Genomic DNA, 13,657 nt, shown 5'->3' on the forward strand with positions numbered 1-13,657 from the left:
ACCGCGGGCTCAGCCGGCGGCCGGCGCCACGTCCAGCGCCCAGATCACCCCGAACCGGTCCCGAAGCTGGCCGGCGAGCGGCGCCCAGGCGGACGCGCCGAGCGGCTGCCGGATCTCCGCGCCCTCGAGCAGCCCCTCCCAGATGCGCGTGACCTCCTCGGCGTCGGTGCCGTGGACGTAGACGTAGAAGGCGTTGGCGCCCTGGTCGTACGGCTGGCCCGGCCACACGTCGAAGGCCATCACCCGCAGGCCCGCCGGGCTCGTGACCTGACCCCACACGACGCGGTCCGCCCAGGCGGGCTCGTCCGAGGCGCCCATCTGCCCGTAGGTCATGGCCGTCACCTCGCCGCCGAAGGCGGACGCGTAGAGGTCCAGCGCGGCGCGGGCGTCGCCGTCGAAGTTCAGGTGGGTCGTCGTCTCGATGGTCATGGCGTCTCCTCGTGCTCCCCGGCGGCCCCTGCGGCCGCCGTCGAGGACGAGTCTTCCGGCAGATGCGGTCAGATCGTGTCCTGAACTTCGACCAGACTGACGGCATGGCCGGCCCCTCCTCGCGCATGCTCGCCCTGCTGTCGCTGCTGCAGGTGCGTCGCGACTGGGCGGGCGACGAGCTCGCCGGCCGGCTGGAGGTGAGCCCGCGGACGGTGCGGCGCGACGTCGACCGGCTCCGCGAGCTCGGCTACCGCGTCGAGTCCCTGCGCGGGCCGGCGGGCGGCTACCGGCTCGCGGCCGGGTCGGACCTGCCCCCGCTGCTCTTCGACGACGACCAGGCCGTGGCGCTCGCCCTCGCTCTCGCGGTGGCGCCGGCGTCCGGGGCCGACATCGCCGAGCCGGCGGCGCGCGCGCTCGCCACCGTGCGCCAGGTGATGCCGCCGCGGCTGCGGCACCGGGTCGACGCGGTGCGCGCGGTGACCGCCGCCGGCACCGTGCAGGCCGACCCCGAGGTGCTCGCCGCGGTGAGCGGGGCGGTCCAGCGCGCCGAGGTGCTGCGGTTCGAGCACCGCTCCGACGGCGACGGGGAGGCGCCCGCGGTACGCCGCGTCGAGCCGTACGCGGTCGTCGCCCGGCACGCCCGCTGGTACCTGCTCGCCTGGGACCTCGACCGCGACGACTGGCGCACCTACCGCGTCGACCGGATGGTGCCGCGAGCCCGGACTCGGGTGCGGTTCACGCCGCGAGACGTCCCGGGCGGCGACGCGGCCGTGTTCGTGGCCGCACGCTTCAAGGGCTCCGCGCGCGAGGACGCGTGGCCCTGCCGTGGGACCGTGACCGTCGCCCCCGCGGCGCTTCGCACGGTCGCGCCGTACCTGCCCGAGGACGCCTTGGTCGAGGACGTCGACGCCGAGCGCCGTCGCCTCACCCTCGGGTCGTGGTCCTGGGTCGGCCTCGCCGGCGTCGTCGCCGGCCTCCCGGTCGAGGTCACGGTCGAAGGACCGCCCCCGCTCCGTGACGCCGTGCTCGCGCTCGCGGACCGGCTGCGAACGGCCGGCGGCGGCTGATCGTCGACCGGTGCCGACGACCGGGCTCAGAGGTCGAGGATGAAGCGCAGGGCTTGGTCGACGGCCCGCATCGCCGCGAGGCCGACCGTTCCCCGATGCCGCACGACGCGTTCGGTGGAGACGACGCGCAGCTGGTCGCACCGTGCGTACGACACGTGGTCCAGCCCCGCGGGCCCCGGCTCGAGCTCCACGTGGCTGCGCAGCCCGTACGCGGCCGAGGTCACCGGGACGACGACGACCAGTCCGCCCGGTCCGTTGTTCAGGACGTCGACCGACACGATCACGGCAGGCCGTCGGAAGCCCGGCTCGTGCCCGAGGGGTTGTCCGAGGTCGACGTCCCAGACCTCCCCCCGCCAGATCACCTCAGGACGTCCCAGTCCCGCTGCTCGGCGACGTGCTGGTCCCAGCGCGAAGGATCCGCGCGGAGCGCCTGGTAGTCCTCGTTGAGCCCGCGCAGGAACTCCTGCCGCTCCAAGGCCTCGATGGCGGCGTGCAGGACGTCGATGACCGGCGTGTTGCGCTGCCGCGCCAGCGACTGCAGCCGCTCGGAGTCGGGTCGCCGCACGCGGACCGTGGTGGTGTCTGCGCTGGCCATGGACCGAAGTGTAGACGATTTGTAGACCAGGCAGCGGGATCCGGACCTGCGAGGATCGGCGGGTGCCCCGACCCGTCCAGGCCCCCGGATCCCCGACCGCCGCCGCACCGCGCGGCCGGATCTCCCTGCTGCTCGGGGCGGTCGTCGGGCTCCTCGTCGGCACGCTGCTCACCAACCTCAGCACCGCCCTGCTCGAGCTGGACGAGAGCGGGACCCTAGGCGCGGCGTGCGAGCACGCCGAGGCGACGATCGCCGGGGCTCCCGGTGGGCTGCTGGTCGGGTTGGACGCCGCGGCCTGCTTCGTCCTGCTCCGCCGGCGCCGTCGGTCCCTCGGGCTGGCCCTGGTCGGCGGCGCCGCGGGGGCAGTCCTCGCCCTCGTCGTCGTGAGCACGTTGCTCTGGCCCCTCGCGACGAACGTGCTGCCCGTCTTCGTCTGCGCGTACTGAGCCGGGCACGCCTCAGCCGGTCTTGGTGAACCCCACCGGCATCGCGTCGAGCCAGCGGCTCGGGTGAACCGCCGTGGTGGCGGCACCGGGGGTGCGGCGCACGGCCGCGAGCGCATCGGCCAGGGCCGGCGCGACGGCCGCGGGGGAGTAGCGCTCGAGGGCCCAGGCCCGGTTCGCCGCGCCGAGGTCGTCGGGGTCGCCGCGTGCGAGCACCTCGGCGACCTGGTCGACGACGAGCAACGGGCGCTGCTCGGGGACCCGCCACGCGCCGGGCGCCTCGAACAGCTCGACGCCGCCGCCGCCGTCGTAGCCGACGACCAGGCAGCCCGACAGCATCGCCTCGACGACGGGCAGGCCGAAGCTGTCGGTGTGGGACAGCGACACGAACACCCGGGACTCGGCGAGGGTGCGGACGACCTCGGCGCGGGTCAGGTCGGCGATCACCCGGACGGGCTCCCCGCTGGTGCGCGGGTCGACCTCGAGCAGGCGCTCGAGCAGGCGCCCCTCGTGCGGCCGCTTCTTCGGCAGCAGGGCGACCCCGCGCTGGACCTCGGCGGGGCCGAACAGGTCGGGGTCGACCGGCGGCGGCACCCGGTGCACCGCGAGGTCGGGGTGCAGGGCCGAGATCACCGCCACGGACTCCCGGGAGACCGTCCAGACCGACGGCGCCGGGTCCCAGCCCGGGTAGGCCGACGCGGGCGCGTCCCAGGTGGCGTAGGTGTAGAAGTGGTTCTGGTTGAACACGGCCTTGCGGGCCCCGGGGGCCGGGTCGACGCCGGGCACCACCGGCGCCTCGGGGTAGAGCACCACGTCGTCGGCGCCGACCTCGAGGGTGGGGCCGCTCACCACGGGCACCTCGCCCATCCAGGCGGGCACCTCGGGCGCCGGCAGCCACAGGGACGCCTCGACCCCGGCGGCCCGCAGGAGCGCGATGTGGCGCAGGTGGACGTCGACCCCGCCGCTCAGGTGCGGGGTGGCGAAGCTGGCGTAGAGGACCCGGCCGGACACGCGCCTCAGTCTGGCGCGGAGGTCGCGGCGTCGGCGACCGGCTCCGCCCGGGCGGCCCGCACGAGCGCGTCGAGGGCCTCGCGGTCGCGCCCCGGTCCCGGACGGGCGCCGCCGGGCTCGGTGACGTAGAAGGTGTCGATCGCCTGCCCGGCCAGGGTGGACACGTGCGCGGAACGGATCGAGAGGCCGGCCGCGCTGAGCGAGGCGCCCAGCGACCACAGCAGCCCAGGGCGGTCGCCCGTGCGGACCTCGAGCACCGACGCCGACTCGCTCGCGTCGCCGACCGCCTCGACGTGCACCTGCGCGGGCTCGGGCCGGGCCCGGGACTCGCGCCGGCGGACGGTCTCCAGCGCGCGCCGGTCACCGGTGGCGAGGCGCTCGAGCTGCTGGACGAGGAAGGCGGCGTCGGGCACGTCGGCGACGCGCTCCGCGTCGAGGCGCCAGGTGTTCACCGCGACGGCGCCCCCGGGCAGGTCGACGGTGTGCAGGACGGCGGCGCGGACCTGCACACCGGCCGCAGCGAGCAGGCCGGCCGTGTCGCTGAACAGCCCCAGGCGGTCCGGCGCGGCCACCAGCAGCTCGACGCCGCCCGGGCGCGGGGCGACCCGGACCCGCGGGCGCTCGTCGAGGGCGACCGAGCGGGCCAGCCCGACGTCGACCAGGGCGGCGAGGTCGGGCCGCGCGGCCGGCCCGTCGACGAGCATCCCCTCGACGTGGTCGGCGAGTCCGTTGATGAGGGAGGCGCGCCACGGCGACCACGCGGCCGGGCCCGCCGCGCGGGCGTCGGCGGCGGTCAGGGCCCGCAGCAGCCCGAGCACGTCGCTGCGCCCGCCCACGGCGGTGACCAGGGCGTCCTGCGTACGCGGGTCCGCGTGGTCGCGCCGGGTCGCCAGCTCGGCGAGCGTCAGGTGCTCGCGGACGAGCAGCTCGACGAGGTCCACGTCGGCCGGGGCGAGACCGATCCGGTCGGCCGCCGCCCGGGCGATCGGCGCGCCGACGGCCGGGTGGGCGGGACCCGCCCCGGGCAGCTTGCCGATGTCGTGCAGCAGCGCGGCGAGCAGCAGCAGGTCCGGCCGCTCGACCTCGGTGAGGTGGCGGTGGGCCTCGACGACGGTCTGCACCGAGTGCCGGTCGACCGTGTGCCGGTGAAGCGGGTTGTGCTGCGGGCGCGACCGGATCGGCGCCCACTCGGGCAGCCAGCAGGTGATGGCGCCGGCCAGGTCGAGCGCCTCCCACACGGGTAGGAGGGCGGGGCCGGCCGCGAGCATTTCGACGAGCGCCTCGCGCGCGGGCTCGGGCCACGGGTCGGGCAGCGGGCTCACCCGCGCACCGATGTTCGCGGCGGTCACGGGGGCGAGGGTGAGCCCCTCACGGGCGGCGAGGGCGCCGGCGCGCAGGCCGACCAGCGGGTCGTCGGCGGCCTCGGCCCGCAGCAGCCCGACCTCCTGCACGCCCGCCCCGCCGGAGACGATCAGCCCGTGGCCCACGGTGCGGTACTCGGGTCCGCGCTCGCGCCGGCCGAAGCCGAGCACCCGGCGCACGGGGGCGGCCTGGCGGGCGGCGCGGACGGTCAGGTCGACGGCGTGCGCCACCCGGCGGGCGTTGAGGCTGACCTCGCGGCGCAGGTCGTCGGGGTCGTCGTGGCCGAGGGTGCGGGCGACGGCGTCGACCTCGCCGGCCAGCAGCCGGTCGAGCGGGCGGCCGGCGGCGAGGTGCAGGGCGTCGCGCACGTCGAGCAGGCGGCCGTACGGCGCCTCGACCCCGGCGTGCGGCCGGTCGGTGAGCCAGGTGGCCGCGAGCGCGCGGAGCATCGTCATGTCCCGGAACCCGCCCCGGGCCTCCTTGAGGTCCGGCTCCAGCAGGAAGGCGGCGTCGCCGGCGCTCGCCCAGCGGTCCTCGAGGGCGTCGAGCAGCTCGGGGAGCCGGCGGCGGGCGTTGGTGCGCCAGGCCCCGAGCAGCGCCGTTCGGGCCCCGCTCACCAGGTCGGCGTCGCCCGCGACGAGCCGGAGGTCGAGGAGACCCACGCCCGCGCTCAGCTCGCGCCCGGCGACGGCACCGCACTCGGCGGGCGTGCGGACGGAGTGGTCCATCTTGACCCGGGCGTCCCACAGCGGGTACCACAGGCGCTCGGAGAGGGCGTCGATGCCGCCCGCCGCGCGGGCGAGCCGACCGTCGTGCAGCAGTACCAGGTCGAGGTCGGAGCGCGGGCCGAGCTCGCGGCGGGCGAGGCTGCCGACGCAGGCCAGCGCGACGCCGGAGGCCGGGGCCGCGACCGAGGCGAAGAGCGCCGCGAGCCCCTGCTCGACGACACCGGTCATCGAACGCCGGCGGCCCGGCCCCGCCTGGGCTTCCCAGGGGGACCGGACCGCGACGTCGAGCCGTCGTTCGGTGAGGACGGACCTCAGGTCGAGCTCGTCCTCAGGCACGGGCGTCAGAGGGCGTCGGCACCGCGCTCGCCGGTGCGGACCCGGACGACGTCGTCGACCGGGACGGACCAGACCTTGCCGTCGCCGATGCGACCCGTCCGGGCGCTCTTGACGAGCACGTCGACGATGTCGGTCGCGTCGTCGTCGGACACGAGGACCTCGAGGCGCACCTTCGGCACCAGGTCGACGGTGTACTCCGCGCCCCGGTAGACCTCCGTGTGGCCCCGCTGACGGCCGAAGCCGCTGGCCTCGCTGACGGTCATGCCCTCGACCCCGAAGGACTCCAGGGCGCTCTTCACCTCGTCGAGCATGTGGGGCTTGATGATCGCGGTCACGAGCTTCACGCGTTGACCTCCTTGTCGGCCTCGGTGTCGATCTTGTCAGCAGGGGCGGTGCGGTGGGCGAGCGTGGAGCCCAGCGCACCGGTGGAGCGCAGCGTGCCGGCGAGGTTGCCGAGGTCGTACGCGCTCTCGGCGTGCTCGACGCTGTCGACGCCCTCGAGCTCCACGTCCTCCGCGACCCGGAAGCCGACGGTCTTCTCGAGGACCAGGCCGATGATCAGGGTCAGCACGAAGCTGAACACCAGGACGGCGAGCGCCCCGACGACCTGGCGCCAGAGCTGGTCGACCCCGCCTCCGTAGAAGAGCCCGTCGACGCCGGCCGGGGCGGCGGAGGTGGCGAAGAAGCCGACGGCGATGGTGCCCCAGAGGCCGCCGACCAGGTGGACGCCGACCACGTCGAGCGAGTCGTCGACGTTCAGCTTGTACTTCAGCCCGACGGCCAGGGCGCAGAGCGCGCCGGCGATGGCGCCGAGCAGGATCGCGCCGACCGGGCTCACCGAGGAGCAGGACGGGGTGATCGCGACCAGGCCGGCCACGATGCCCGAGGCGGCGCCCAGCGAGGTGGCGTGGCCGTCGCGGATGCGCTCGGTGATGAGCCAGGCGAGCGCGGCGGCGCCGGTGGCGACCATCGTGTTGACCCAGACGACCGAGGCGGAGTTGCCCGCGGTGAGGGCGGAGCCGGCGTTGAAGCCGAACCAGCCGAACCACAGCAGGCCGGCGCCGAGCATGACCAGCGTCAGGTTGTGCGGGCGCATCGGGTCGCGCTTCCAGCCGGCGCGGCGGCCGAGCACGATGGCGAGGGCGAGGCCCGCGACACCGGCGTTGATGTGGACCGCGGTGCCGCCGGCGAAGTCGATCGCCTTGAGGTTGTTGGCGATCCAGCCGCCGACGTGGGAGACGGTGCCGTCGTCCTCGGTCACGCTGAAGTCGAAGACCCAGTGCGCGACGGGGAAGTAGACGATGGTGGCCCAGACGACCGTGAAGATCATCCAGGTGCCCCACTTGGCCCGGTCGGCGATGGCGCCGGAGATCAGGGCGACGGTGATGATGGCGAAGACGGCCTGGAAGCCGACAAAGGCCATCGTCGGCAGCCCGGCGCCGGTGTCCTCCATCAGGCCCTTGAGGCCGAAGTACTGGCCCGGGTTGCCGAGCAGCCCGGCGCCGACGTCGTCGCCGAAGGCCATCGAGTAGCCCCAGAGGACCCAGACGACGGAGATCGAGGCGAGCGCCCCGAAGCTCATCATCATCATGTTCAGCACGGTCTTGGCCCGGACCATGCCGCCGTAGAACAGCGCGAGGCCCGGCGTCATCAGCAGCACGAGGGCGGCTGAGGTGAGGATCCAGGCGGTGTCGCCAGAGTTCACGTCGAGTGGAGTCATGCTTGCTTCTTCCTGCAGTGAGGACCTGGACGGAGACGGACGGACTGCTGCCGGGGGACCTGCCCGAACCGCCGTCGTGGCGGCAGGGGAGGATTGCGACTCGAACTCTGCTGGTCGCGTGTTGCACCGGCGGTGCCGTCGGTTACGGCGGCATGACAGTTCTCACGCGTTCGTGACGGACGCGTTTCACGTGTGAGGTCGCGCCGGACTCCGGTCCGCGACCGCTCGAGAGAGGCGGCGGCATGGCCTGGCTGGTCACCGGAGGAGCGGGCTACATCGGCTCGCACGTGGTGCGCGCGTTCCGCGAGGCGGGCGAGGAGGTCGTCGTGATCGACTCCCTCAGCAGCGGCCACGCCGGCTTCGTGCCCGACGACGTGCCCTTCGTGCGCGGCACGATCCTCGACGGCGACCTCGTGCGGCACACGCTGCGCGACCACGCCGTCTCCGGCGTCGTCCACCTCGCCGGCTTCAAGTACGCCGGCGTCTCGGTGAGCAGGCCGCTGCTGACCTACCAGCAGAACGTGACCGGAACCGCCACGCTGCTCGAGCAGATGGACGCCGAGGGAGTCGGCCGGATCGTCTTCTCCAGCTCGGCGGCCACGTACGGCACCCCCGACGTCGACCTCGTCACCGAGGAGACGCCGACGCACCCGGAGTCGCCGTACGGGCAGAGCAAGCTGGTCGGGGAGTGGTTGATCGCCGACCAGGCGCGGGCCGCCGAGCTCGCCGGGGGGACCCTCGCCCACACGTCGCTGCGCTACTTCAACGTGGTCGGCTCGGCGACGCCGGACCTCTACGACACCAGCCCGCACAACCTCTTCCCGCTGGTGCTGCAGATGCTGCAGCGCGGCGGCACCCCGCGCATCAACGGCGACGACTACGATACCCCCGACGGGACCTGCGTGCGCGACTACGTCCACGTCGCCGACCTCGCGCACTCCCATGTGGTGGCGGCGCAGGCGCTGGAGTCGGGACGCCCGCTGGAGCCCGTCTACAACCTGGGCAGCGGCGACGGCGTCTCGGTCCGCCAGATCATGGACGTCGCCGCCGAGGTCACGGGCATCGACTTCACCCCGGAGGTCGCCCCGCGCCGGCCCGGCGACCCGGCTCGCATCGTCGCCTCCGGCGAGCTCGCCGCCCGCGACCTGGGCTGGGAGATGCGGCACTCGCTGCACGACATGGTGGCCAGCGCGTGGGCGGCGCAGCAGCGCCACTCCGGCTGAGCCAGGGGCCCGCGCACTAGGCTCGCCCCGGGTCGCGCCACGACGGCGCGCCAGCGAGGAGGCACAGCGTGAGCAACGTGGTCGAGGTCGGCGACATCCGGGACTGGCAGGGCCTGTCGGTGGTGGACGCGACCGGCTCCAAGATCGGGTCGCTCGAGGGCGTCTACTTCGACACCTCCACCGACCAGCCGGCCTTCGCCAGCGTCAAGCGCGGCGTACCCGCCAAGCTCGTCTTCGTGCCCCTCGCCGGGGCGACGGTCAGCCCCAAGCAGGTCCGGGTCACCACCGACAAGAAGACGGCCAAGGACGCCCCCGCCATCGACACCGACGGCGAGCTCACCTCCGAGCTCGAGCCGACGGTCTACAGCCACTACGGGCTCACCTACGAGCGCGGCGCCACCGGCGAGCGCCGCCTGGGCCGTCGCTGACGCCGCTCCTCGGGCCGACCGTCGAGGGCGGTCGGCGGTGACCGGGCGCAGGGTCCTGCTCGGCCTCGACCTGCTCGCCAAGGCCGCGCTGGTCGTGCTGCTGCTGGTCGCGCTGGCCCACCCCGACCTCGCGAACCTCAAGGCCAAGGGTGCCGGGCTGCGGCTGGTCATCTACCCGCTGGGCGCCTTGGCGGTGCCGATGTGGTGGTGGCTGCAAGGACGCCGGGCTTGGGCCGGACGGCGCTTCCCCTGGGGCGCCGACCTGCTCGTGACGCTGCCGTGGCTGTCGGACCTGCTGGGCAACCGGTTGGACTTCTTCGACACGGTGACCTGGTGGGACGACGTCAGCCACTTCGGGCACTGGCTGCTGCTGACCGCCGGGGTGCTCGCGGCCTGGGCGCCCGGCCGGCGGATCGGTGCGGGCGCGCTGATCATGGTCGGGCTCGGCTTCGGGGCGACGGCGGCGGTGCTCTGGGAGCTGGGGGAGTACGCCGCCTTCATGCGCTTCCTCCCCACGTACGCCTACGCCTACCCCGACACCCTCGGCGACCTGACGCTCGGGACGAGCGGTTCGCTGGTGGCCGGCCTCCTCGTCGCCGTCCACCGCCGCGTACGCCCGCCCGTCCGCGACTGAGTGCGAGAACGCTCCCTGCGCCTGTCGAAGGGCCTCGAAGAGGTTGGCGTTCTTGCAGCACGGAGGAAGGCCGACCCGTCTAGGGCCCTTCGACAGGCTCGGGGAGCGTCCCCCGTGCACCTCGGCGAGGTCGGAAGCATTCCTGAACCTCGACGGCCCGCGCCGCGGGGCGGTCTAGACTGCGGGCATGTCCGGGACGCTCCTGCTTACCTAGCCGCGCGGCGCACGCTGCGCGGCTGCCCCTCGTGCCGTCTGGCAGAGGGGTTTTTTCATGCCCGGACCGCAGAGGACGAGGAGATCGACCATGAGCACGACGGAGGCCGAGCCGGTCCACGAGGCCGCCCACGACGCCGACCGCGTGGAGCCCGACCGCTACGACGCCGTGGCCGCGCAGCAGCGCTGGCAGGCGTACTGGGAGTCGGAGGCGACGTTCGCGGCCCGCGACACCCTGGACGAGCAGGGCTCGAAGCCGCGCGCGTACGTGCTCGACATGTTCCCGTACCCCTCCGGGGACCTGCACATGGGCCACGCCGAGGCGTTCGTCATGGGCGACATCCCGGCCCGCTACCTGCGGCTCAAGGGCCACGAGGTCCTGCACCCGATCGGCTGGGACTCGTTCGGCCTGCCTGCGGAGAACGCGGCCATCCAGCGCGGCACGCACCCGGCCGAGTGGACGTACGCCAACATCGAGACCCAGGCGACGTCGTTCCGCCGCTACGGCCTGAGCCTGGACTGGTCGCGGCGCCTGCACACCTCCGACCCGGAGTACTACCGCTGGACGCAGTGGTTGTTCCTGCGCTTCCGCGAGCGCGGGCTGGCCTACCGCAAGGCGAGCTTCGTCAACTGGTGCCCCAAGGACCAGACCGTGCTCGCCAACGAGCAGGTCGTCCAGGGCGCCTGCGAGCGCTGCGGCACCACGGTGACCAAGCGCCAGCTGACGCAGTGGTACTTCCGCGTCACCGAGTACGCGCAGCGCCTGCTGGACGACATGGCCGAGCTCGAGGGCGGCTGGCCCGACCGCGTGCTGGCCATGCAGCGCAACTGGATCGGGCGCTCCGAGGGCGCGTACGTCGACTTCGCGGTGACGCTGGGGGACGGTTCGCTCCGCGAGGAGCCGGTGCGGGTCTTCACGACGCGTCCGGACACGCTCTTCGGCGCGACCTTCTTCGTCGTCGCTCCCGAGGCCCCGCTGGCCGCCGAGGTCGTCACCGACGAGCAGCGCCCGGCCTTCGAGGCCTACCTGGAGCAGACCAAGCGGATCACCGAGATCGAGCGCCAGTCGACCGACCGGCCCAAGACCGGTGTCTTCCTGGGCGTGCACGCGACCAACCCGGTCAACGGCGAGCAGATCCCCGTGTACGCGGCCGACTACGTGCTGGCCGAGTACGGCACGGGTGCGGTCATGGCCGTGCCCGCGCACGACCAGCGCGACCTCGACTTCGCCCGCGCGCACGACCTGCCCGTGCGCGTCGTCGTCGAGACCGGCCTGCCCGACCCCTCCGAGACCGGTGTCGCCACCCCCGGCGACGGCGCGTACGTGTCGTCGGGCCCGCTGGACGGCCTGGCCGACAAGGCGGCCGGCGTGGAGCGGATCGTCGCGCAGCTGCAGGACGACGGGGTGGGGGAGTCGGCGGTCACCTTCCGCCTGCGCGACTGGCTGCTGAGCCGCCAGCGCTACTGGGGCGCGCCGATCCCGGTCATCCACTGCCCGGCCTGCGGCGAGGTCGCGGTGCCCGACGACCAGCTGCCCGTGGAGCTGCCCTACCTGACCGGCGCTGCGCTGGCCCCGAAGGGCACCTCGCCGCTGGCGAGCGCGACCGACTGGGTCAACGTCTCCTGCCCGCAGTGCGACGGCCCGGCCAAGCGCGACACCGACACGATGGACACCTTCGTCGACTCGTCGTGGTACTTCTTCCGCTACTGCAGCCCCGGCGCCACCGACGCGCCCTTCGACCCCGACGACGTGCGTCGCTGGATGCCGGTCGCGCAGTACGTCGGCGGCGTCGAGCACGCGATCCTGCACCTGCTCTACATGCGTTTCTTCACCAAGGTGCTCTTCGACATGGGCCTGGTGGACTTCGTCGAGCCGATGCGACGCCTGCTCAACCAGGGCCAGGTGATCAACCAGGGCCGGGCGATGAGCAAGTCGCTCGGCAACGGCGTCGACCTGGGCGCGCAGATCGACCAGTTCGGGGTCGACGCGATCCGCCTGACCGTCGTCTTCGCCGGGCCCCCGGAGGAGGACATCGACTGGGCCGACGTGTCGCCGGCGGGTTCGCTGAAGTTCCTGCAGCGGGCCTACCGCCTCGCGGTGGACGTGACGAGCGCCCCGGGCACCGACCCCCGCACGGGTGACGGCGCGCTGCGCCGCGAGACGCACCGGCTGCTGTCGGAGGTGACGAACGCCGTCGAGACGCAGCGCTTCAACGTGGCCGTCGCCCGCGTCATGGAGCTCGTGAACGCCACCCGGCGCGCGATCGACGCCGGACCGGGAGCAGGCGACGCCGCCGTCCGCGAGGCCGCCGAGGTCGTCACGGTCGCGCTGAGCCTGGTCGCGCCGTACGCGGCCGAGGAGATGTGGGAGCGCCTCGGCCACACGCCCTCGGTCGCCGACGCGAGCTGGCCTGAGGCCGACGCCTCGCTGCTGGTCGCCGAGACCGTCACCTGCGTGCTGCAGGTGCAGGGCAAGGTGCGCGGGCGCCTGGAGGTCTCGCCCGACGTGAGCGAGGACGATCTGCGCGCGGCCGCGCTGGCCGACGAGGGCGTCGTCCGCGCCCTGGCCGGGCGCGAGGTGGCCAAGGTCATCGTGCGGGCGCCCAAGCTCGTGAGCATCGTCCCGGGGCGGTAGCCCCGATCAAGACCGGCTCGGTCCCTCCCACCTCGGGGAGGACCGGGCCGGTCGACGTGTGCGTCGGGGTCAGGACGAACCTCAGGATCCGCCCAATGTTGAAGGCTCAACCATCCCTGCGCTGGTGTAGAGCCGTTGACAACGGTGTCCAATGGTTGAAGCGTCAATCTTCTGAGGAAGCCCCGCCCGGGGCCGTGACCCCCAGGAGACCCCGATGTCCGCCGCCCGCCCCGTCCCCGTCCTCGCCCTGCGCGTGGTCCTCGTCCTCGTGGCCCTGGTGCTCACCGCCACGGTCTCCGGCCGCGGCACCGCGGCGGAGGCTGCACCGACGGCCGGCACGACGGCGAGCTCGACGCAGAACGTGGGCCCGGCCCTCGGGTGGGCCCAGGACGTCGTCTACGTGCAGGACGACGCGTCCTCCCGGTGGCCCGTGGCGGCGGCCACGAAGGCCCTGAGCAAGGGCTCGTCCCTGCGCCTGGTCCTGGTCGCGCGCTGCCCTGCGCCGGGCGCGGACGGCGCCCCCGTGCAGTGCATCCGGGTGTCGTCCAAGGACCTCGGCGGCGGGACGCTCGCCGGCACCACCGACTGGACCTTCGTCAAGAGCACCAACAAGCTGAGCACGGCCACCGTCCAGCTCAACGACCGCTGGGCCAAGCACGCCTCGTACGCCGACCGGCTGAACATCGCCGAGCACGAGCTCGGCCACGGTGTCGGGCTGCCCCACGTCAAGCGCACCTCGAGCATCATGAACGCCGTCGCCCACGGCCGGACGAAGCCGGACGCCGGGGACCTGCGCGCGCTGAAGGCGCGCTACTGAGCGGTGCGCCTCGGGC

Annotated in this window: 14 protein-coding genes; 7 read left to right on the forward strand and 7 right to left on the reverse strand. The window is 74.0% G+C overall.

The genetic code is table 11. From position 1 onward, the window contains the following. Nucleotides 1–9: 9 nt before the first annotated feature. Nucleotides 10–429, reverse strand: a complete 420-nt coding sequence (locus BLU42_RS03765) for a VOC family protein (RefSeq protein ID WP_091073320.1) — start codon at nucleotides 427–429, stop codon at nucleotides 10–12. 104 nt (nucleotides 430–533) lie between these two features. Between BLU42_RS03765 and BLU42_RS03770 the strand changes: the two genes are divergently transcribed. Continuing rightward, the gene (locus BLU42_RS03770) at nucleotides 534–1,496 is read left to right on the forward strand and encodes a helix-turn-helix transcriptional regulator (RefSeq protein WP_091073321.1); all 963 of its coding nucleotides are present in this window, start codon (nucleotides 534–536) and stop codon (nucleotides 1,494–1,496) included. Nucleotides 1,497–1,522: 26 nt separating this feature from the next. On the opposite strand, the gene BLU42_RS03775 is transcribed toward BLU42_RS03770, so the two are convergent. Together BLU42_RS03775 and BLU42_RS03780 are read right to left on the reverse strand one after the other, a co-directional pair. Next, on the reverse strand, nucleotides 1,523–1,858 hold the full coding sequence (locus BLU42_RS03775) for a type II toxin-antitoxin system PemK/MazF family toxin (RefSeq protein WP_091073322.1): 336 nt from the start codon (nucleotides 1,856–1,858) through the stop codon (nucleotides 1,523–1,525). Next, complete coding sequence (locus BLU42_RS03780) at nucleotides 1,855–2,091, reverse strand: hypothetical protein (protein ID WP_091073323.1); 237 nt, start codon at nucleotides 2,089–2,091, stop codon at nucleotides 1,855–1,857. The genes BLU42_RS03775 and BLU42_RS03780 overlap by 4 nt, the downstream gene beginning before the upstream one ends. A gap of 62 nt (nucleotides 2,092–2,153) precedes the next feature. On the opposite strand from BLU42_RS03780, the gene BLU42_RS03785 reads away from it, so the two are divergent. Further along, nucleotides 2,154–2,537 (forward strand): hypothetical protein, encoded by a 384-nt coding sequence (locus BLU42_RS03785; RefSeq protein WP_091073324.1) that lies wholly within the window; start codon nucleotides 2,154–2,156, stop codon nucleotides 2,535–2,537. 12 nt (nucleotides 2,538–2,549) lie between these two features. Here the strand turns inward: BLU42_RS03785 and BLU42_RS03790 are convergent, their stop codons facing one another. The 4 genes from BLU42_RS03790 to BLU42_RS03805 are packed head-to-tail and all read right to left on the reverse strand — an operon-like array spanning nucleotide 2,550 to nucleotide 7,691. Further along, nucleotides 2,550–3,545: a glycosyltransferase gene (locus BLU42_RS03790; protein ID WP_091073325.1), complete on the reverse strand. Its 996-nt coding sequence runs from the start codon at nucleotides 3,543–3,545 to the stop codon at nucleotides 2,550–2,552. A 5-nt stretch (nucleotides 3,546–3,550) separates the two neighbouring features. Beyond that, complete coding sequence (locus BLU42_RS03795) at nucleotides 3,551–5,971, reverse strand: [protein-PII] uridylyltransferase (protein ID WP_091073326.1); 2,421 nt, start codon at nucleotides 5,969–5,971, stop codon at nucleotides 3,551–3,553. 5 nt (nucleotides 5,972–5,976) lie between these two features. After that, on the reverse strand, nucleotides 5,977–6,315 hold the full coding sequence (locus tag BLU42_RS03800) for a P-II family nitrogen regulator (RefSeq protein ID WP_091073327.1): 339 nt from the start codon (nucleotides 6,313–6,315) through the stop codon (nucleotides 5,977–5,979). Beyond that, nucleotides 6,312–7,691, reverse strand: coding sequence for an ammonium transporter (locus BLU42_RS03805; RefSeq protein ID WP_172825745.1), 1,380 nt, complete (start codon nucleotides 7,689–7,691; stop codon nucleotides 6,312–6,314). The genes BLU42_RS03800 and BLU42_RS03805 overlap by 4 nt, the downstream gene beginning before the upstream one ends. A gap of 242 nt (nucleotides 7,692–7,933) precedes the next feature. On the opposite strand from BLU42_RS03805, the gene galE reads away from it, so the two are divergent. The 5 genes from galE (at nucleotide 7,934) to BLU42_RS03830 (ending at nucleotide 13,641) form a co-directional block, all read left to right on the forward strand. Further along, a complete protein-coding gene (gene galE, locus BLU42_RS03810; protein ID WP_091073329.1) occupies nucleotides 7,934–8,914 on the forward strand; it encodes a UDP-glucose 4-epimerase GalE in 981 nt (326 codons plus the stop codon). Between the two features lie 68 nt (nucleotides 8,915–8,982). Further along, nucleotides 8,983–9,342 carry a PRC-barrel domain-containing protein gene (locus BLU42_RS03815; protein WP_197680605.1) on the forward strand — a complete coding sequence of 120 codons (360 nt, stop codon included), beginning with the start codon at nucleotides 8,983–8,985 and terminating at the stop codon, nucleotides 9,340–9,342. Between the two features lie 37 nt (nucleotides 9,343–9,379). Further along, nucleotides 9,380–9,976 (forward strand): hypothetical protein, encoded by a 597-nt coding sequence (locus BLU42_RS03820; RefSeq protein WP_091073330.1) that lies wholly within the window; start codon nucleotides 9,380–9,382, stop codon nucleotides 9,974–9,976. Between the two features lie 304 nt (nucleotides 9,977–10,280). Beyond that, nucleotides 10,281–12,824, forward strand: coding sequence for a leucine--tRNA ligase (leuS, locus tag BLU42_RS03825; protein WP_197680606.1), 2,544 nt, complete (start codon nucleotides 10,281–10,283; stop codon nucleotides 12,822–12,824). A gap of 214 nt (nucleotides 12,825–13,038) precedes the next feature. Beyond that, on the forward strand, nucleotides 13,039–13,641 hold the full coding sequence (locus BLU42_RS03830; RefSeq protein ID WP_091073332.1) for a matrixin family metalloprotease: 603 nt from the start codon (nucleotides 13,039–13,041) through the stop codon (nucleotides 13,639–13,641). Nucleotides 13,642–13,657: the final 16 nt, after the last annotated feature.

The sequence above is a fragment of the Microlunatus sagamiharensis genome, assembly GCF_900105785.1.
Lineage (GTDB): Bacteria > Actinomycetota > Actinomycetes > Propionibacteriales > Propionibacteriaceae > Microlunatus > Microlunatus sagamiharensis.

Coding starts and splice junctions, on each gene's coding strand:
- BLU42_RS03805 (WP_172825745.1), bottom strand. CDS start 7,691: ATGACTCCACTCGACGTGAACTCTGGCGACACCGCCTGGATCCTCACC.
- BLU42_RS03770 (WP_091073321.1), top strand. CDS start 534: ATGGCCGGCCCCTCCTCGCGCATGCTCGCCCTGCTGTCGCTGCTGCAG.
- leuS (WP_197680606.1), top strand. CDS start 10,281: ATGAGCACGACGGAGGCCGAGCCGGTCCACGAGGCCGCCCACGACGCC.
- BLU42_RS03830 (WP_091073332.1), top strand. CDS start 13,039: ATGTCCGCCGCCCGCCCCGTCCCCGTCCTCGCCCTGCGCGTGGTCCTC.
- BLU42_RS03765 (WP_091073320.1), bottom strand. CDS start 429: ATGACCATCGAGACGACGACCCACCTGAACTTCGACGGCGACGCCCGC.
- galE (WP_091073329.1), top strand. CDS start 7,934: ATGGCCTGGCTGGTCACCGGAGGAGCGGGCTACATCGGCTCGCACGTG.
- BLU42_RS03780 (WP_091073323.1), bottom strand. CDS start 2,091: ATGGCCAGCGCAGACACCACCACGGTCCGCGTGCGGCGACCCGACTCC.